Below are 18,194 nucleotides of genomic sequence, written 5' to 3'. Positions count from 1 at the left end.
CCAGCGCCGCGGCGATCGCGGCGCGCTGTGCCATGCCGCCGGACAGCTCGTGCGGGTAACGCCGCAGCACCGTGGCGGGCAGTGCGACCGACGCGCACAGCTCCTCCGGTCCGCGGTCTGCCCCCAGCCGCGCGCAGACCTCGGCCAGCTGGGAGCCGATGGTGCGCACCGGGGTGAACGACGTCGCCGCCGACTGCGGCACCACCCCGATACGCCGGCCGCGCACCTCCCGCCAGGCCGGTTCGTCGTCAGGGCGCAGTTCGCGGTCGCCGACGCGGACCTGCCCGCGGACCCGGGAGCCGGGCGGGAGCAGACCGGACAGTGCCGCCGCGACAAGCGATTTGCCGCAACCGGATTCGCCGATCAGCGCGGTGACGCGGCCGGCCGGGACGTCGAGGTTGACGTCGTCGAGGACACGCACCGCCGACGAGTGCCGCCCGCGCCGCAGCGCGATGTCGACCGTCAGCCCGGTCAGGCGGGCCTCCTCGCGCGCGGGGGTCACCACACCTGTCCTGTCGGCGCGCGGTGCCGGTCACGAAGGGAAGCGCCCGCCGCCGCGAACGCCAGCGCGGTCGCGATGAGCGCCGCCGCGGGCACCGCCAGCGTCCACCACGCCCCGGTCAGCACGTCGCCGCGGGCCTCGCTGAGCAGCGTGCCGAGGCTGGCCCGGTCCGGGGAGAGCCCGACGCCGAGGAACGACAACGTCGATTCGTGCCACACCGCGTGCGGCAGCAGCACCACCATCGCCACCAGCGCCTGCCCGGTGACCGCCGGGATCAGATGGGTGCGGGCGGTGAACCACCGCGAGGCGCCGGCCAGCCGCGAGGTCTCCACCCAGCCCGCCTCGGCGACCGCGAGCAGTTCCGCGCGCACCACCCGGGCCACCGCCGGCCAGTGCGTCAGCGCGATCGAGGCGATGATCGCCAGCGGCGCCCCCCGCCACATCGCGGCGATGACGATGCCCACCACCAGGTGGGGCAGCGCGTTGACCCCGTCGACCAGGCGCATCACCACCGCGTCGAGCCAGCCGCCGGCCAGCGCGGCGGCGACGCCGATGGCCAGGCCCAGCGCGGTGGCCACCACCGCGCAGACGACGGCGATCAGCAGCGACACCCGCAGCCCCTCGGCGGTGCGGGTCAGCAGGTCGTAGCCCGAATGATCGGTGCCGGCGGGGTGTCCGGCGCCCGGGGGCCGCAGCGCGGCCGAGAAGTCGGCGACCTGAGGACCGGCCAGCAGCGGAATGCACACCGCGGCAACGACGATCACGGCGAGCACCAGCCAGGGTGCGTTCGTCCTCATGCGGCCATCCGGATGCGCGGGTCGATCGCGACCGCGGCCGCGTCGGAGAGCGCCGAACCGGCCAGCACCGCGGCCGCCGCCGCGACGGTCAGCGCGGCCAGTAGCGGGAAGTCCAGCGCTGCAGCGGAATCCACCAGCACGGCGGCCATGCCCGGCCAGCCGAACACGGTCTCGACGATCGCCGCGCCCGCGATCAGCTCGGGGAGCCGGGTGCCCAGCAACGCCAGCGTGGGAAGCACCGAGACCGGCGCGATGTGCCCGCGCAGCAGCGCCCAGCCGTGCACCCCGCGGGACCGGGCCCCGCGGACCGCGTCGGAGTCGACCCCGGCCGCCACCGCCGCGCGCGTGGTCAGCAGCAGCCACGGGATCATCGACACCGTGAGCGCGATCCACGGCAGAATGCCGTGCCGCAGAACGCCTTCCACCGTGTAGCCGGCACCCGGCGCGGCCGCGCCCGACGCCGGGAGCCAGCGCAGGCCCACCGCCACGACGACCACCAGCGCCAGGGACACCACGAACGGCGGCACGGCAGCGAACGTCACCGAGAACCCGGTGGCCAGGCGGTCGACCAGCCCGCCGCGGCGCATGCCGGCCAGACATCCCAGCAGCAGCGCCAGCGCGGTCGCGGTCAGCAACGCCGCGCCGGACAGGCCCAGCGTGAACGGCATCCGTTCGGCCAATACCGTCGCGACCGGCTGCGACTGGGTCGACGACCAGCCGAGGTCACCTCGGACGAGTCCGCCCAACCACTGCCACCACGCCAGGTACCACGGCTGGTCGGTGCTGTAGGCCTCGCGCATCGCGTCGCGCTGGGACTGGGTGGCGAACTGGTAGTTGCTGCCGAGGTAGGCGGCCAGCGGGTCGAACGGCGACAGCGACGCGACCGCGAAGATCGCCGCCGAGATGGCCACCGTGAGCGGGACTGCGATCGCGATCCGCACACCGAGGAGCCGTGCCGCGGCGGCGCCCGGGGTCAGCGTGTCCACCGGGCCACGTTCCACCACGGCCCCCAGGACACTCCGTGCGAGTGCGGCTCCATGATCGGCGCCGTCTGCGTCCAGCCGGTGTCGCGGTAGGCGTAGGTGTGGTCGAGGAACACCAGGAACACCTGCGACGGTTCGGCGGTGTAGGTCGCCTGGATGTCGCGGTAGAGACGGTCTTTGTCGGGGCCGGGCGCCGACCGCGCGGCGCGTTCCAGCATGTCGTCGAGTCCGGGCGCGGTGAAGTTGCCCGGGTTCGAGTACGGCGAGGAGTCCGGGACGCGGGTGTGCAGGGTGTCGTACACCTGGGAGTCGATGCTGTACGGCGTCGAGCCGCCACCGAGCAGCACCGCGGAGTCACCGAACCGGGTGTCGATCTCGTCCCAGCTGGTGCCGCGGGGCCGGACCTCGATGCCCAACGGCCGCATCGCGGCCGCGAACGCCACCGCCAGGTCGCGGCGCAGCGTGTCCGGTGCGTTGTAGAGAAGCTCGAACGACGCACGCGCGCCGTCCTTTTCGCGGATCTGACTGCTGCCGGGGCGCCACCCCGCGTCATCGAGCACCGCCGCGGCGCGGTCGGTGTCGAACGCGAACCCGGCGTCCGGGTTGTAGGCCGGCCCGTACATCTCGGCGATCGGGGTGCCTGCCGGGCGGGCGTAGCCGGCGAGCACGTCGCGCACCATCGCCTCACGGTCCACCGCGAGGTTCATCGCGAGCCGGGCGCGGACGTCCGCGGTGAACGGGTTGCCGGCCGGCAGCGCGACGCCGCGCCAGTCGGCCGACCGCACACCGACGGTCTGCACCTCGTCGCCGTCGATCGAATCGATCAGCCGCGGAGGAAGATTCGCGCCGTCGACCGCACCCGAGACCATGCTCTGCGCCCGCGCGTTGTCGTCGGGCGTGTAGAGGTAGACCAGACGTCGGACCTGCGCCGGGTCCCCCCAGTAGTCGTCGCGGGCGACCAGCACGGCCTGGTCGGGCCGCAGGCTGTCCAACCGGTAGGGCCCGGTGCCCACCGGCGCGGTGTTGACCGCCCAGTCGGCGGCCGGGGCGGCTTCGATCTTCTCGGCGGGCAGGATCCCGAGGAGCAGATACGGCCGCGGGTCGGCCGCGGTGTCCAGTTCGACGACGACGGCCCCGGGCCCGTCGGCGGTCAGTGACACGATGGGCGCGACCGACGTCGAGATCTCCGAGGCCACCACCGGATCGGCGACCGCGGCGTAGGTGGCGACCACGTCGGCCGAGTCAAAGGTGCTGCCGTCGGAGAACACGACGCCGCTGCGCAGCGGGATGCGCCAGCGGTTGGGGCCGGCCGGTTCGGGCGCGCGTTCGGCCAGGGTCGGAACCAGTTCGGGGACCGTGGCGTCGGAGGGCGCGTCGGGGCGGTAGAGCCCTTCGTAGAGCGGCGAGACGCCGGACTCGGAGTATCCGTTGACCGGGTTGTAGCCGCCGAGTTGGTAGCTGTCGGCAAGCACGAGCTGGTCGGCCTGCTCCTGCGCGGCGGGCCCGGCGCATGCGGCGACGGTGACCGCGGCCAGGACACACGTCAGCGCCATCCGCACATTCATGTGTCTATCTGAACACATGAGCAAAGGAGGTGCGCGACCTACCTGACGGTCACCGAGGAATCCAGCCGAACACGTAGGCGCTGTACAGCAGCGCCGCGCCCGCGCCCGCGGCCATCGGCGCGGACATCATCGCGACCGCCATCGCGGCGACACCCGGCCGGTCCTGCACCATCGAGGTCAGCAGGCTGCCGACCACGCAGGCGATCACGAACACCAGCACAGCGAACACCGGCACGCCCTTGTCCAGCGAGTAGTACCACCAGTAGTACAGACCGGCGCCGGCCGCGGCGGCGACGATCCACATGCCGACCACGATCAGCGCGAAGCGCCAGCGGCTGACGTACTGGGCGGCCGCGGGGATCACCATCGGCTGCGCGGGGGTGTCCAGCGCGAGCTGGTCCTCAGACACCGGAGGCCACCTGGATCGCGGTCATCGCACCCAACCAGCCCGGGCCGATGGCCAGGATCATCGCGCCCAGGGCAGTGGCCCATCTCTTGCTCGACAGCAGGATCATCGTCATGCCCACGACACCGGGCACGCCGACGACCAGGCCGATCGCGACGTCAGGGCGGATGGTCGCGGTGATCTCGACCGCGGCGACGAGCGCGGCCATCATCCCGAGAGCGATGCCGACGATCATCACTCCGGCCAGCACCGATGCGCGCGGCAGCGGGATCACGCCTCAGACGATAACGCCGCGCTCGGCACAACCCCGGGCGGCGCGCCCGACCGCGGAACAGTATTCCGGGTCGTTGCGGGGGCTGGTTTTGCAGCCTGGAACGCTATTCCGCGGTGGGAAGGGCGCAGGCGTCCTGACTCTCGGGGGCGGCCGCGGCGACGATGTGCGTGCCGGTCGCCGGTGGCCGCTCCCCGCGCTCGTAGGCAGCCCCCGTCACCGGCGGTAGAGCGTCCAGCGCACGGTTCTCGTCCTCGGCGAAGGCACGGCCGCGCGACAGGAAGCGCTTGCCCTCCGGCGCCTCGAGGCTGAACCCGCCGCCCCGTCCGGGCACCACGTCGATCACCAGCTGGGTGTGCTTCCACGCATCGAACTGCGGTCCGGAGATCCACACCGGAACCCCGCCGTCGCCCACGTCGAGCACCGCCAGCAGCACGTCGCGGTCCCCGACGAGGAAGTCCCCGTCCGGGTAACACATCGGCGACGACCCGTCGCAGCAGCCGCCGGACTGGTGGAACATCAGCGCGCCGTGCCGCTGCTGCAGAGTGCGCAGCAATTCGGCGGCAGCCTCGGTCACCAACGCCCGCTTCGGTGCCTGCATGTCAGTCATTCTCCCTGGCGGCGCGGATCGCCGGGGCTTTCGACGGCGGCAGCAGCAGCCTGCGGTCGGCCGGATAGCGGACCTGCAGGTCGACCGACCCGGCGAAGCGGTAGGGCTGCGCCGCGAGCAGGCCGGTGAACTGCTTGCGCAACCGCGACATCTCCGCGCGCACCGTCACCACCCGCGACCTGTCGCCGTAGAGATCCTCCGCGAGCTGCGACGCCGTCAGGCCCTGCGGTGAGACCGCCAGGGCACACAGGATCTCCGCGTGCCGCAGGCTCAGATCATGACGCCAGCTGCCGAACTCGCCGGCCATCACCAGAGCCGGCGCGTCGGGATCGGCGAGATCGAGCGTCGCGCGGGAGACCTGCGCGTCCCCGTCGTCCCGCTCGGCCAGCCGGACCAGCCACCCGCCCGGCAGCGGTTCGACCACGCACATCCCCAACGCCGTCAGCCAGACCCGGCCCGGCGCCATCTGCTCGGGCAGCAGGATCCTGTTGTGCAGGGGCATCGCGTCGACGGCGGCCACCCAGCCTTCGGTGTCGACGGCCAGCGCCGGGCTGCCCATCCGCGCGAGGATCGGCGCGGCCAGCGCGCGCAGTCGGTTCAGGGTGCGGTCGTGTTCCTGCCGCAGCTGCGATTCGGCCAGCCGGGCCACGGCGTCGACGAGCGCGATGGTGGTCGGGTGCACGGTCGCCGCGGGCCCGGACACATCGACGACCCCGATGACGTGCCCGGTGCGGGGATCCCGGATCGGCGCGCCGGCGCACGTCCACGGGTGGTGACTGCGCAGGAAGTGCTCGGCCGAGAACACCTGCACGGCACGCTGGGACACCAGCGCGGTGCCGATCGCGTTCGTGCCGACGGCACCCTCACCCCAGTTGGCCCCCTCGACGAACCCGAGGCGGTCGGCGTTGCCCAGCACCGCGGGCGAACCGGACCGCCACAGCACCCGGCCACGCGCGTCGGCGACGACGAGGATGTTGTCGCCGTCGGCGATCAGCGACTCCAGACCGTGCGAGATCTCGCCGAGCACCTCCATCAGCCCCGACGACCGGCGCAGCATCTCCAGCGCGCCGGACTCCACGACCGGTGCCGCGTCCGGCCCCCGGGTGTCCAGGCCGCCGGCCAGCATCCGGCGCCAGGAATCGCCGATCACCTCCCGCGGCCGGGCCGGCGCGCGGTGGCCGGCCATGGTCGCGTCGTAGACCGCCGACATCAGCCGCGCGTAGCTGCGCGGATCCTCACCGACCGCCACCGCGGGTTCAGGCACCGGCGAACCTTGCATCAGAGGTCAGTGTGCCCCTCATCTCAGCGGTAGACCAGACCGCCGTCGATCAGCCCGGCCTGACCGGTCATGTAGTCCGAATCCGGACCGGCCAGATAGGACACGAACCCGGCGACGTCATCCGGGGTCTCGGCGCGACCCAGTGCGATGCCGCCGACGAACTTGTCGTAGGTGGCGCCCTCGGCGGCGCCGGTCAGTTCGGCGAACCTCTTGTCGATCTCGACCCACATGTCGGTGCCGACGACACCGGGACAGTAGGCGTTGACGGTGATGCCGTCGGCGGCGTGTTCCTTGGCGGCGGCCTGAGTCATTCCGCGCACCGCGAACTTCGACGCGCTGTAGATCCCCAGCATCTCGAAGCCGTCGTGGCCGGCGATCGAGGAGGCGTTGATGATCTTGCTGATCTTGCCGGCGTCGCGGTTGCCCAGTTCCTTGAATTTGGCGACGGCGGCCTGGATGCCCCACAGCACACCGTCGACGTTGATCGACCACAGCTTGCGGACCTGCTCGGCGGTGGCGTCGGCGATCGGGCCGACCAGCGCGATCCCGGCGTTGTTCACCATGATGTCGAAAGCGCCCAGCGTCGACGCGGCGTGGTCCACCGCTGCGAACACCTGATCGCGGTCGCTGACATCTGCGACGAATGTCGTTGCCTTGCGCCCGATCTCGCCGATCTCGTCAGCGACCTTGCTCAGGTTGTCCTGGTCGATGTCGACCACTGCGACGTCGGCGCCGTCGCGGGCCAGCCGCAGCGCGATACCGCGTCCGATACCGCGCCCGCCGCCGGTGACCAGGGCGACTTTTCCGTTGATCGTCATTGCCGTTGAGCTCCTTTCGGGTCGATCAGTACCTTCATCTTCTTGCCGGCGTGCAGCGCTTCAAACCCCTCGTCGACCACGTCGCCGATCGGGATCGTGGTCACCCAACCGGTGGTGTCGTACCTGCCGTCGGACATCAGGCCGTGGAAGCCGATCTGCCGGCAGACGTTGTAGTTGCCCTCGCGGCACGGCCCGCACCGATCGCACTTGTAGATCGGTTCGACCGCGACGCGGTCTCCTTCGGCCCAGCCGGTAGTACTCGTGCAAAGGTCGGTGCCGCAGATCCCGTTGCACCCGACCTCGAGCTTGACGGTGCCCGGCCGCACCTGCGGTTCGGTGACGTCGTCGACCTTCAGCGCGTTCGGTCCGTGGTACACAGCTGCCCGCATAGCGGTATGTCTATGTGACCGCCGCCACAGTGCGAAAGAGTTGCACAGGGTTGCAGCGCCGGGTGCAACGCTTCGCAACTCTTGCCGAGCGTGCCGGCATCGGTGTGTTCTGGCTCACATGACTTCGACTCTCGACTCTCAGACCACCACGGAGCCGGCCCCGCAGCAGCGCGTGGACCGCTGGCTGGCCGACTTCGAGGCCGCGCTGGCGGTGCGCGACATCGAGCGGGTGACCGGCATGTTCGCCGTCGACAGCTTCTGGCGCGATCTGGTGTCCTTCACCTGGAACATCAAGACCATGGAGGGGCGCGACCAGATCGCCGGCATGCTCGGCGCGCGGCTCGCCGAGACCGATCCTTTCGGCTTCCGGACGCAGGGACCACCCACCGTGGAAGGTGACGCCGGCGACGTGACTTCGGCGTTCATCGAGTTCGAGACCGCTGCGGGCCGCGGCACCGGGCATCTTCGTCTCAAGGGCGACCAGGCCTGGACCCTGCTCACCGCGCTGCAGGAACTCAAGGGCCACGAGGAGCCCAAGGGTGAGAGCCGGATGCTCGGCGCCGTGCACGGTGACGATCCGGATCCGCGGTCGTGGGCCGAGAAGAAGGCCGCCGAAGACGCCGAGCTGGGCCGGACGATCCAGCCGTACACGCTGGTAATCGGCGGCGGGCAGGGCGGCATCGCACTGGGTGCGCGGCTGCGCCAGCTCGGGGTGCCCGCGATCGTCGTCGACAAGCACGAACGCCCCGGCGACCAGTGGCGCAAGCGCTACAAGTCGCTGTGCCTGCACGACCCGGTCTGGTACGACCACCTCCCGTATCTGCCGTTCCCACAGAACTGGCCGGTGTTCGCCCCGAAGGACAAGATCGGCGACTGGCTGGAGTTCTACACCCGGGTGATGGAGGTGCCGTACTGGTCGAAGACCACCTGCCTGTCAGCCTCGTTCGACGAGGAGTCACAGACCTGGACTGTCGAGGTGGACCGCGACGGTGAACGGCTGACCCTGCACCCGACCCAGCTGGTGCTGGCCACCGGCATGTCGGGCAAACCGAATGTGCCCACCCTGCCCGGCCAGGACGTCTTCACCGGCGACCAGCACCACTCGTCCGCGCATCCGGGACCCGACCCCTACGTCGGCAAGAAGGCCGTGGTGATCGGGTCGAACAACTCCGCCCACGACATCTGCAAGGCGCTCTACGAGAACGGCGTCGACGTGACGATGGTCCAGCGCAGCTCCACCCACATCGTCAGGTCCGGCACCCTGATGGACATCGGCCTCGGTGACCTGTACTCGGAGCGGGCGTTGGCGAACGGGATGACGACCGAGAAGGCGGACCTGACGTTCGCGTCGCTGCCGTACCGGATCATGCACGAGTTCCAGATCCCGCTGTACGACCAGATGCGCGAACGCGACAAGGAGTTCTACGAGCGCCTGGAAGCGGCCGGATTCGAATTGGACTGGGGTGCAGACGGATCCGGCCTGTTCATGAAGTACCTGCGCCGCGGGTCCGGCTACTACATCGACGTCGGGGCCTGTGACATGGTCGCCGACGGGCGGATCAAGCTGGCGCACGGGCAGGTCGACCATCTGACCGAGGACTCGGTGGTGCTCTCCGACGGCACCGTACTGCCCGCCGACGTGGTGGTGTACGCGACCGGCTACGGCTCGATGAACGGCTGGGCGGCCGACCTGATCGGCCAGGACGTGGCGGACAAGGTCGGCAAGGTGTGGGGCCTGGGCAGCGACACCCCGAAGGATCCCGGCCCGTGGGAGGGCGAACAGCGCAACATGTGGAAGCCGACCCAGCAGCCCAACCTGTGGTTCCACGGCGGCAACCTGCATCAGTCGCGGCACTACTCGCTGTACCTGGCACTGCAGCTCAAAGCCCGTTTCGAGGGGATGCCGACCCCGGTGTACGGCCTGCAGGAGGTCCATCACCTGTCCTGAGCCCGCCGAACTCGCATTCCAGCAGCAAAAACTCGAGCGAGGACCTGTTGGAATGCGATTTCGGCGTGACGTCAGAATGGTGGCGTGACCGACACCCGTCCCGAGCCGACCGACACCGACCCTTACCTCTGGCTGGAGGAAGTCACCGGCGACGACGCGCTGGCGTGGGTCCGCGAGCACAACGAGCCGACGCTGGCCGAGTTCGCCGGCGAGCGCTTTGAGCAGATGCGGACCGAGGCGCTGGAGGTGCTCGACACCGACGCGCGGATCCCGTACGTACGCAGGCGCGGCGAGTACCTGTACAACTTCTGGCGCGACGCCGAGCATCAGAAAGGGGTGTGGCGGCGCACGACGCTGGACAGTTACCGCACCGAGAACCCGGACTGGGACGTCGTGATCGACGTCGACGAGCTCGCGCGCACCGACGGCCAGAACTGGGTCTGGGCGGGCGCCGACGTCATCGAGCCGGACCACTCGCTGGCGCTGATCAGCCTGTCGCGGGGCGGCTCGGACGCTGCGGTGGTGCGCGAATTCGACATGCGCACAAGAACCTTCGTCGACGGCGGGTTCGAGCTCGCCGAAGCCAAGTCGCAGGTGTCCTGGGAGGACCACGACACCCTGCTGGTCGGCACGGATTTCGGCGAAGGGTCGCTGACCGAGTCGGGTTATCCCCGGCTGGTCAAGCGGTGGCGCCGCGGGCAACCGCTGGCCGAGGCCGAAACCGTTTTCAGCGGTGCGGATTCCGACGTCATCGTGGCCGGTTCGCGGGACCGCACCGAAGGCTTCGAGCGCACGCTGGTCAGCAGGGCGCTGGACTTCTTCAACGAGCAGGTCTACGAACTGCGCGACGGCGAGCTGATCCGGATCGACACCCCCACCGACGCCAGCATCTCGATCCACCGCGAGTGGCTGCTGATCGAACTGCGCACCGACTGGGCCTACGGCACCAGGAAGTTCTCCGCGGGCTCGCTGCTGGCCGCCGACTACGAGCGGTTCCTGGCCGGCACCGCCGAACTGCAGGTGGTGTTCACCCCGGACGAGCACACCTGCCTGCACCACTACGCGTGGACCCGAGACCTCCTGATGGTTGTGACGCTCGCCGACGTGGCCAGCCGGGTGCAGGTCTACACCCCGGGTTCCTGGACGGCCGAGCCCGTGGCGGGGCTGCCCGAGAACACCAACACCTCGATCGTCGCGGCGGACCCGCTGGGTGACGAGATCTTCTTGGACTCTTCGGGTTTCGACACCCCTTCCACGCTGCTGTACGGCACGGCGGGCGGCGAGCTCAGCGAGATAAAGCGCGCCCCGTCGTTCTTCGACACCGCCGACATCGAGGTGGCGCAACACTTCGCCACCTCCGACGACGGCACCCGCATTCCCTACTTCGTCGTCGGCCACCGGCACCGGCAGGCGGCCGGGCCCACCCTGCTCGGCGGGTACGGCGGATTCGAGGTGTCGCGCACCCCCGGCTACGACGGCGTGATGGGCAGGCTGTGGCTGTCCCGCGGCGGCACCTACGTGCTGGCCAACATCCGCGGCGGCGGCGAGTACGGCCCCACCTGGCACACGCAGGCCATGCGCGCGGGCCGGCACCTGGTGGCCGAGGACTTCGCCGCGGTGGCAAAGGATCTGGTGGCGCGCGGCATCACCACGGTGGACCAGCTCGCCGCCCAGGGCGGCAGCAACGGCGGGCTGCTGATGGGCATCATGCTCACCAAGTACCCGGAGCTGTTCGGCGCGCTGGTCTGCAGCGTGCCGCTGCTGGACATGAAGCGATTCCATCTGCTGCTTGCCGGCGCGTCCTGGGTGGCCGAGTACGGCGACCCCGACGACCCCGAGGACTGGGCGTTCATCTCCGAATACTCGCCGTACCAGAACATCTCGGCCGATCGCCGGTATCCGCCGGTGCTGATCACCACCTCCACCCGGGACGACCGGGTGCACCCGGGGCATGCGCGAAAGATGACCGCGGCATTGGAGGCCGCCGGACACCCGGTCCGCTACTACGAGAACATCGAGGGCGGCCACGCCGGCGCTTCGGACAACCCGCAGGTCGCGTTCCGGGCCGCGCTGGTCTACGAGTTCCTGCTCCGCACACTGGGCGGCAACTGAGATGACGGCGCCGTGGAAACCGCTGATGGCCGCGGCGGCGGCACTGGTGTTGTCCTCCTGCACACACAGTGTCACCGGGACAGCGGTTTCCGCGGTCGGGGCGCCGCCCCGGGCATCGGCCTCCGACGGCGACGAGAGCCTGTGCGCCACCGTCGACGTGCCGCTGGAGGACATCCCCGCCGAGAGCGTTCGCGAGCCGCACCTTCGCATCCCGGTTCCGGACGGGTGGGAGCGCAACGCGATGATGGACAGCCAGATCATCCGCTACACCATCGTCTCCACCGATCTGGTGTCCGACCGGTTCGCCACCAACGCCGTCGTGACCCTGGAATCGGCGCGCGGTGACCAGACGCCCGAGGAGGTGTTCGCGCAGAACCGGGCCAACCTGGAAACCATGATGGGGGCCTTCGATCTGGACACCCGAAGCAACACCACCTGCGGGTTGCCTTCGGAGACAACGCATTACATGGCTCCGCCGCTGGGTCCGGCCCCGGAGCGGCCGATCATCATGCACGCCGTGGTCGCTGAGGTCGGCCTTACCACCTATCTGGCCACGGTAACGATCCAGACCACCGACCCGGTCAACCCCCGGTATGTCAAGGAATCTCAGCAGATCGTCGACGGGTTCCAGATGCTGCTGCCGAACTCATGACGACCGTCTCCTGGGTGCTGCTGGGCGCCGGTGCGCTGGCGCTGCTGCTCGGCGCCGCCGTCCCGGGGTGGGACACCGCCACCGCGCCGGCGCGGGCGGTCAAGCGCAGGATCTACTGGGCGGGCACCGCCGCCGGGGTGGTGCTGCTGTTCCTCGGTGGGCTGCCCGACGTGCAGAGCTCGGTCGCGTTCACCGCCGCCGCACTGATCCTGATGACGGGCTGGGCGTATTTCCGCACGCCCCACATCAAGATCGGCGGACGGATCCATTCGGCGTACGAGCCGCACCGCCGTCCGGATCCGCCGCCGCGGGCGTGAAGGTGACCGGCAGTGCCGCCGGTCCGCTCAGGCCGGTCAGCGGCTTCCAGGGGCAGGGCCCAGCCCGGCGCAGGTCCGGCATCGCACGCGCCATCACGGCCAGTCCCTCGGCAAGCTCCAGACGCGCGAGATGGGTGCCGAGGCAGTAGTGCAGCCCGCCGCCGAACGTCATGATCGGCGCGGCGCCCTCGCGGGTGATGTCCAACCGCGCGGGATCGTCGTACACCTCGGGGTCCCGGTTGGCCGAGGCGAGGTTGGCCACCACCAGCGTGCCTTCCGGGATGACGACGCCGGCGATCTCGACGTCGGTCAGCGCGGTACGCAGCATCCCGAACGCGACCGGCGAATGCCTGCACACCTCGTCGGCGGCACGCGGTGCCAGGTCGGGGTGACTGCTGAGCAGCCGCCACTGGTCCGGCTGGTCGCAGAGCGCCTGCACCGCCGCTGCGAACTGGTTGCGGGTGGTGTCGGTGCCGGCTATCAGCAGGCCTGCGACCAGCATCCGCAGCTCCGCCGCGTCGAGCCGGTCGCCGTCGTCCTCGGCGCGGATCAGCTCCGAGAGCAGGTCGTCGGTCAGCGTGTGGCGCCGCCGGGCCACCATGTCGTCGACGTAGTCATCGAGGGCCTGCCAGGCCGTCAGGATCCGGTCCTGATTCGCGGCGGCGTTCCAGCTGAAGACCAGGAAGATGTCGTCGGTCCAGTCCGAGAACGCCTGCCAGTCCTGCGGTGGCGCGCCGAGCAGGGCGCAGATGATCGGGATCGGGTACCGGCGTGCGATGTCGGCGACCACGTCGCAGTGCCCGCGCGGGGCCTGGGCGGCGACCATCTCGGTCATCACGGCGACGACGGTGTCGCGCAATCGTGCCGTGCCGCGCGGGGTGAACGCCTTCACGACCAGCTTCCGCAGCCGCTGATGCTCCTGGCCGTCGAGGCTGATCAGGTTCGCCGCGACGCGGTCCCACAGCGGTCCGGACGTGATTCCCTGTGAGGACAGAAACATCCCCTGCGGCACCCGGAAACGCGGGTCGCGCAGCACGCTGCGCACCAGCTGATAGCTGAGCACCTCCGGTCCGTGCGTGCCGATCACGATCGGGCTGCACTCACGCGCCTGCGCGATCAGGTGATGCGCCCGCTGCGGGTCCTCCACATCGTCATAAGCCAGCGTCGGCAATGCGGCGTCGAAAACGCTTGGCACCGCTGGTGTCGGCGCCGAAACGGTGGTCATGGAATCCATGGTTGCTGCGCGCGGAACCGGGGACGTCAGTAGTGAACTACTGAGATTTCCGGTTCGGAAACCCCCTTATCACGCGTATATCAGGCTCCTAGGCTGACCCTGTGCGGTTGACATGGCCGCTGACCGGCCGATCCAGGGAGACGCGACGCATCCAGGCCGCGTTACTCGATCCCGCATCGGCGGGCATCGTCGTCAGCGGCCCGGCCGGGGTCGGCAAGAGCCGCATTGTGCGGGAGGCGCTGACGTCGGTGACGGCCCGCGGGTGGCACGTGCGGTGGGTGGTAGGCACCTCCGCCGCGCGCGCCCTGCCGCTCGGTGCGCTGACACCCTGGGCACGGCTGTCCGGCAACGTCAGCCTGCAACTCGTTCACGACGTCGTCGCCGCGCTGACCGCCTCGCCGGACAGGGTGCCCGTCGTGCTGGGTGTCGACGACGCCCCACTGCTCGACGATCTGTCCACCGTCGTCGTCCACCAGATCATCCAGCGCGGTCTGGCGCAGGTGGCGCTGACGGTCCGGGACGACGAACCGGTGCCCGCCGCCACCCAGGAGTTGTGGAAGGGCGGCGAGCTCGACCGCCTGGACGTGCGCCCGCTCTCGTTGCCGGTGACTGCCGAGTTGCTCGCGGAAACCCTTGGCGGCCCGGTGGATCCGGATGTCGCCGACCGGTTGTGGAAGCTGACCCAGGGCAATGCGCTCTACCTGCGCAACATCGTCGAGCAGGAGCTGGCCGACGAGCGGCTGACGAACCGCGACGGTGTGTGGGCCTGGCACGGTGGGCCGGTGGTGCCACCGCGCCTGGTGGAGCTCGTGGAGGCGCGCATCGGCGGCCTGTCGGGCGCGGTCAGCGACGTCGTCGACGTCGTGGCCGTCGGCGAGCCCATCGACCTGCGATCGCTGGCCAGGATCGCCGACCCCGCGGCCGTCGAGGAGGCCGACCGTCGCGGCCTGATCTCGTTCGAATCCGGGGGCGACGGGGTCGAGGTCAGGCTGGCCCATCCGCTCTACGGCGAAGTTCGCCGAGCCCGGGCACCCCAGACCACCCTGCGCCGGTTGCGGGGGCTGGTCGCGACCGAACTGGGTGCCTCCGAGCACCGGGACGACATCCACGTTGTGGTGCGTCGCGGGACCCTGAGCCTGGAATCGGACCTGCCGCCCGAGGTCGACCTGCTGATCAACGCGGCGCGCGGTGCGGCCTGGATGCTCGATCTGCCGCTGGCCGACCGGTTGGCTGAGGCCGCCATCAGAGCCGGCGGTGGTGCCGAAGCACGCATCATCCGCGCCTTCGTGTTGTCCTGGCTCGGCGACGGTGTCCAGGCCGAAGCGATTCTCGCCGAGGTCGATTCGGCCACCCTCAGTGAGACCGAACGGGCTCGCTTCACGTTCCTGCGCGCAGTCAACCTGTTCTTCAGCCTGGCCAGACCGCGCGCCGCCAGGGAACTCGTCGAGAACATGTCGGCCACTCCGCTCTGCGACCATCCGTCCCTGAACGCATTCCGTTGTGTGTACTCGGCCGCCATGGGCGATCCGGCCGCCGCGGCGGACCGCGCAGGCACGCTCGGCGTCGCTCGGCTGCCCGACAACCTCCAGCGGAGGCTGACGGCGTGGGCGATCACCGTGGCGCACGGCGAGGCGGGACGGACCGCCTCCGCCGAGACCGCCGCCGAAGCCGGGTATCCGATTCCGGTGCGCGCGTTCGTCATCATCGCCGAAGCGCACATCAACGCGCTGATGCTGGCCGGCCGCATCGCCGACGCCGAGGCGGTCGCCGCGATGATGCGGGACCGGGCGATGGAGTCCCAGGTCGCGCCGTTCGGCCAGGTGGCGCTCGCAGTCAGCGGCCAGGCGGCCCTCGCGGCCGGGTGCCTGGACCGGGCGTCTGAGCTTCTCACCTCGGCGGTCGAGCGGGTGACGGCGTGGAATCCGGCCACCGGCTTCGAATACCGCTACCGCATCCTGCTGACGACCGCGCTGGCCATGCGCGGATCGGCGGCACCGGCGGCGGCCGCCCTGGAGAGTCTCAACGGCGCCACCCACCCGAGCTGGCAGTACCTGGACTATTCCCGTGCGATCGCCCAGAGTTGGGTGGAGTGCTGCCACGGCGCCGTCAGCGAGGCGGTGCGGACCGTCCGCGCCGCGGCCGACATCGCCTCGCGCCGAGGGCAATACGCCGCCGAGGTGCTGTGCCTGCAGACGGCGCTGCAGTTCGGCGACACTTCCCCGGCTGCGCGCCTGGGTGAGCTCTGCCTGCTCGTCGAGGGGCCGCGGGCCGGACTCGCGGCGCGGTTCGCCGCGGCCCTGGGCGGCGGCGACGGACCGGAACTCGAAACGCTGTCAACATGTTTCGAGGAGATGGGCGACCTGATCGCCGCCGTCGACACGGCAGCGTACGCGGCGGTGTGTTTCCGCAAACAGAGTCTGCGAGGATCCGCGCTGCGCTGCTCGGGACGCGCGGAAGCGCTCGCAAAGACCGCGGGCGACGCGTGCACTCCCGCGCTGCGGCTGGCGGTCGAACAGTTGCCGCTGACCGACCGCGAGCGCGAGATCGTGATGCTGCTCGGCGAACCGCTGTCCAACCGCGACATCGCCGACCGGCTCAGGCTGTCGGTGCGCACAGTGGAGAGCCACATCTACAACGCCATGGCCAAGACCGGCACCACGAGCCGAGACGAGCTCGCCGGCCTGCTCGACCGCTTCCGCCGTCAGCTGAGCTGATCGATCACCGAAACGGCGTCCAGCCAGACGTTTTCGCGGCTGACCAGCCCGTCGCGGAACTCGAACACGTGCAACATCCGGAAGGTGATGCGGCGGCCGTTGCCGGGCCGCCCCAGCAAGGAGCCGACGACCGTGCCGGTCATCAGCTGTTCCAGCACGATGGCCTCGCCGGCCACGTATTTGCGCTGTTCGACCCAGGTCTCGGAGCGGAAGTTCGCGGTGAGGTAGGCGTAGAAGGCACGCGCGCCGTCCTTGCCGACGGTGTGGCCGCCGGGAAATCCGACCACGTCGTGCTCGACGTCGTCGCAGTAGACAGCGACGGCCGCGTCGATGTCGCCGCGGCCCTCGGCGGCGATGTGGCGGTCGATCAGCGCACGCATCTGCGCTTCCTGCACAGGTTCAGAGGTAGCACGTAACCGGGCTTGGCGAGTTAAGTATCGCGCTACTGATGTCGGGGCCACGGGGCTGCGCGACGATTCCGGTGAGCACTGATCGAGGGGAGAACGAGATGACGATCACGATGCCTGCCAGGGTCGATGCGATGGTGCACTGGCGGAGCCGTCATCCGCGGCGCGTCCGGACCGACTGGGATGTGCACGGCCATCCGCGTCATCTTTCGTTCATCGAGGGCGCGGCGCTGTCACGGGAGATGGACCGCCTGTAGGCCGGCGCAGCGCGCCACCGACCATCGCCGCGAGCGCCCCGACGACCACCAGCGCACCACCGGCCAGCAACGTGTAATTCAGCCATTGATGCAGGCTGGCCTCGGTATGGGCGACCATCACCTCGGCGACTGTCCGGATGTCTCCGGTCGTGCGGTTCAGCGCGACGTCGACGTAGCGGCCGCCGACCTCGATGGCCGCCCAGCCCGCGGCTCCGACGAGCAGCGCCGAAACGCCCAGCGCGGTCAGCGCTTTACCCCGGGATCTGGCTGCGGCCAGCGTCAGCAGGACGAGCACTGCGGTGAGCACCGCGCTGCCGATGCTCGCCCACGGCCCCCAGGTGGCCAGCCAGCGCAGCTTGCCCGGCTGCAGCTGCGGGGTGTCCACGGTGATCGGCACGGTCAGCGTCGGCGGCACCTGCAGGTCGAGCGTGCCGAGCGTGGCGGAGAACGACGGATCCGACACCATCGGGGCGACGTCGATGAGCCACTGGTCGGTGGAGTTCCCGCTGGGCACGGCGCCGGTGAACATCCACCGGTGCGCGATGCGGTTGGCCTGGGCGAACTGCCCGGGAAAGCCTGAGTTGCGGGTGTAGGAGTCCGCGACCTGCCGGACCAGCATGGGGTTGAGCGGGTAGCCGTTGTCGGCGCCCAGCGCGACGACCTGGGTGGTCAGCTCGGCGGCCATGGCGTCCTGCAGTCGCTCGTCCCGGGCCGCCGACGCGGCCAGCGCGGCGTAGCCGTCCTCGTCGACGATGTGCGTCTGCGCCCACACCGCGGGCACCGCAGCAGCCAGCGCGATCGTCGCGAGCAGCCACAACAGCAGCGCGGCGAGAAAGCGCACGGACGCGTCCTCCTGTCTTCGGCGGCAGTTCGCCGCCGGGGCGGCTCCGGGGCGCGTGCCTTTCCCGGTCAGTCGGAAAGCGCGTGGCCCTT

At 70.4% G+C, this 18,194-nt stretch carries 17 protein-coding genes and 1 pseudogene; 5 read left to right on the top strand and 13 right to left on the bottom strand.

Features of this window, described 5'->3' with window-relative positions; translation table 11 throughout:
* The 10 genes and pseudogenes from MVA01S_RS10725 to MVA01S_RS10680 form a co-directional block, all read right to left on the bottom strand.
* Positions 1 to 505 (bottom strand): ATP-binding cassette domain-containing protein (locus MVA01S_RS10725; RefSeq protein ID WP_159426310.1); only part of this gene is annotated, 505 nt, incomplete at its 3' end.
* The gene (locus tag MVA01S_RS10720; RefSeq protein WP_003932787.1) at positions 499 to 1,299 is read right to left on the bottom strand and encodes an ABC transporter permease; all 801 of its coding nucleotides are present in this window, start codon (positions 1,297 to 1,299) and stop codon (positions 499 to 501) included. The genes MVA01S_RS10720 and MVA01S_RS10725, both read right to left, overlap by 7 nt.
* Complete coding sequence (locus tag MVA01S_RS10715; protein ID WP_003932788.1) at positions 1,296 to 2,285, bottom strand: ABC transporter permease; 990 nt, start codon at positions 2,283 to 2,285, stop codon at positions 1,296 to 1,298. The genes MVA01S_RS10720 and MVA01S_RS10715 overlap by 4 nt, the downstream gene beginning before the upstream one ends.
* A complete protein-coding gene (locus tag MVA01S_RS10710) occupies positions 2,273 to 3,847 on the bottom strand; it encodes an ABC transporter substrate-binding protein (RefSeq protein WP_040542685.1) in 1,575 nt (524 codons plus the stop codon). The genes MVA01S_RS10715 and MVA01S_RS10710 overlap by 13 nt, the downstream gene beginning before the upstream one ends.
* A 49-nt stretch (positions 3,848 to 3,896) precedes the next feature.
* Positions 3,897 to 4,256, bottom strand: coding sequence for a hypothetical protein (locus MVA01S_RS10705; RefSeq protein WP_003932790.1), 360 nt, complete (start codon positions 4,254 to 4,256; stop codon positions 3,897 to 3,899).
* Positions 4,249 to 4,527, bottom strand: coding sequence for a putative holin (locus MVA01S_RS10700; RefSeq protein ID WP_003932791.1), 279 nt, complete (start codon positions 4,525 to 4,527; stop codon positions 4,249 to 4,251). The genes MVA01S_RS10705 and MVA01S_RS10700 overlap by 8 nt, the downstream gene beginning before the upstream one ends.
* 103 nt (positions 4,528 to 4,630) lie before the next feature.
* A complete protein-coding gene (locus MVA01S_RS10695; protein ID WP_003932792.1) occupies positions 4,631 to 5,125 on the bottom strand; it encodes a DUF779 domain-containing protein in 495 nt (164 codons plus the stop codon).
* Position 5,126: 1 nt separating this feature from the next.
* Complete coding sequence (locus tag MVA01S_RS10690; RefSeq protein WP_003932793.1) at positions 5,127 to 6,413, bottom strand: helix-turn-helix domain-containing protein; 1,287 nt, start codon at positions 6,411 to 6,413, stop codon at positions 5,127 to 5,129.
* A 23-nt stretch (positions 6,414 to 6,436) separates the two neighbouring features.
* The gene (locus tag MVA01S_RS10685; RefSeq protein WP_003932794.1) at positions 6,437 to 7,231 is read right to left on the bottom strand and encodes an acetoin reductase; all 795 of its coding nucleotides are present in this window, start codon (positions 7,229 to 7,231) and stop codon (positions 6,437 to 6,439) included.
* Positions 7,232 to 7,356: 125 nt separating this feature from the next.
* Positions 7,357 to 7,620: pseudogene (locus MVA01S_RS10680) on the bottom strand (alcohol dehydrogenase catalytic domain-containing protein); the annotation flags it as partial.
* Positions 7,621 to 7,738: 118 nt separating this feature from the next.
* Between MVA01S_RS10680 and MVA01S_RS10675 the strand changes: the two are divergent.
* From MVA01S_RS10675 to MVA01S_RS10660, 4 genes are all read left to right on the top strand, one after another.
* Positions 7,739 to 9,568 carry a flavin-containing monooxygenase gene (locus MVA01S_RS10675; protein WP_003932796.1) on the top strand — a complete coding sequence of 610 codons (1,830 nt, stop codon included), beginning with the start codon at positions 7,739 to 7,741 and terminating at the stop codon, positions 9,566 to 9,568.
* Between the two features lie 84 nt (positions 9,569 to 9,652).
* Positions 9,653 to 11,680 carry a prolyl oligopeptidase family serine peptidase gene (locus tag MVA01S_RS10670; RefSeq protein WP_003932797.1) on the top strand — a complete coding sequence of 676 codons (2,028 nt, stop codon included), beginning with the start codon at positions 9,653 to 9,655 and terminating at the stop codon, positions 11,678 to 11,680.
* 1 nt (position 11,681) lies between these two features.
* Positions 11,682 to 12,332, top strand: a complete 651-nt coding sequence (locus MVA01S_RS10665) for an LpqN/LpqT family lipoprotein (RefSeq protein WP_051015360.1) — start codon at positions 11,682 to 11,684, stop codon at positions 12,330 to 12,332.
* The gene (locus MVA01S_RS10660) at positions 12,329 to 12,649 is read left to right on the top strand and encodes a hypothetical protein (protein ID WP_003932799.1); all 321 of its coding nucleotides are present in this window, start codon (positions 12,329 to 12,331) and stop codon (positions 12,647 to 12,649) included. Before MVA01S_RS10665 ends, MVA01S_RS10660 begins: the two co-directional genes overlap by 4 nt.
* Here MVA01S_RS10660 and MVA01S_RS10655 read toward each other — a convergent pair.
* Positions 12,579 to 13,874 (bottom strand): cytochrome P450, encoded by a 1,296-nt coding sequence (locus tag MVA01S_RS10655; RefSeq protein WP_003932800.1) that lies wholly within the window; start codon positions 13,872 to 13,874, stop codon positions 12,579 to 12,581. The two genes, MVA01S_RS10660 and MVA01S_RS10655, sit on opposite strands and share 71 nt — an antisense overlap.
* A gap of 110 nt (positions 13,875 to 13,984) precedes the next feature.
* Between MVA01S_RS10655 and MVA01S_RS10650 the strand changes: the two genes are divergently transcribed.
* Complete coding sequence (locus MVA01S_RS10650; protein ID WP_003932801.1) at positions 13,985 to 16,597, top strand: LuxR C-terminal-related transcriptional regulator; 2,613 nt, start codon at positions 13,985 to 13,987, stop codon at positions 16,595 to 16,597.
* Here the strand turns inward: MVA01S_RS10650 and MVA01S_RS10645 are convergent.
* Both MVA01S_RS10645 and MVA01S_RS10640 read right to left on the bottom strand, forming a co-directional pair.
* Positions 16,585 to 16,977, bottom strand: a complete 393-nt coding sequence (locus tag MVA01S_RS10645) for a nuclear transport factor 2 family protein (RefSeq protein ID WP_051015370.1) — start codon at positions 16,975 to 16,977, stop codon at positions 16,585 to 16,587. The genes MVA01S_RS10650 and MVA01S_RS10645 overlap by 13 nt on opposite strands.
* Positions 16,978 to 17,217: 240 nt before the next feature.
* Positions 17,218 to 18,102, bottom strand: coding sequence for a hypothetical protein (locus MVA01S_RS10640; protein WP_003932803.1), 885 nt, complete (start codon positions 18,100 to 18,102; stop codon positions 17,218 to 17,220).
* Positions 18,103 to 18,194: the final 92 nt, after the last annotated feature.

This window comes from Mycolicibacterium vaccae NBRC 14118 = CIP 105934 (assembly GCF_001552715.1).
Classification (GTDB): domain Bacteria; phylum Actinomycetota; class Actinomycetes; order Mycobacteriales; family Mycobacteriaceae; genus Mycobacterium; species Mycobacterium vaccae.
Note: the sequence above shows the minus strand (reverse complement) of the source record. Positions and strands in the feature narration are given on the sequence as shown.

Bases quoted from the DNA above. Each gene is read 5' to 3' on its own strand.
- MVA01S_RS10720 (WP_003932787.1), bottom strand. From the start codon at position 1,299: ATGAGGACGAACGCACCCTGGCTGGTGCTCGCCGTGATCGTCGTTGCC.
- MVA01S_RS10710 (WP_040542685.1), bottom strand. From the start codon at position 3,847: ATGAATGTGCGGATGGCGCTGACGTGTGTCCTGGCCGCGGTCACCGTC.
- MVA01S_RS10695 (WP_003932792.1), bottom strand. From the start codon at position 5,125: ATGCAGGCACCGAAGCGGGCGTTGGTGACCGAGGCTGCCGCCGAATTG.
- MVA01S_RS10690 (WP_003932793.1), bottom strand. From the start codon at position 6,413: ATGCAAGGTTCGCCGGTGCCTGAACCCGCGGTGGCGGTCGGTGAGGAT.
- MVA01S_RS10685 (WP_003932794.1), bottom strand. From the start codon at position 7,231: ATGACGATCAACGGAAAAGTCGCCCTGGTCACCGGCGGCGGGCGCGGT.
- MVA01S_RS10675 (WP_003932796.1), top strand. From the start codon at position 7,739: ATGACTTCGACTCTCGACTCTCAGACCACCACGGAGCCGGCCCCGCAG.
- MVA01S_RS10665 (WP_051015360.1), top strand. From the start codon at position 11,682: ATGACGGCGCCGTGGAAACCGCTGATGGCCGCGGCGGCGGCACTGGTG.
- MVA01S_RS10660 (WP_003932799.1), top strand. From the start codon at position 12,329: ATGACGACCGTCTCCTGGGTGCTGCTGGGCGCCGGTGCGCTGGCGCTG.
- MVA01S_RS10655 (WP_003932800.1), bottom strand. From the start codon at position 13,874: ATGACCACCGTTTCGGCGCCGACACCAGCGGTGCCAAGCGTTTTCGAC.
- MVA01S_RS10645 (WP_051015370.1), bottom strand. From the start codon at position 16,977: ATGCGTGCGCTGATCGACCGCCACATCGCCGCCGAGGGCCGCGGCGAC.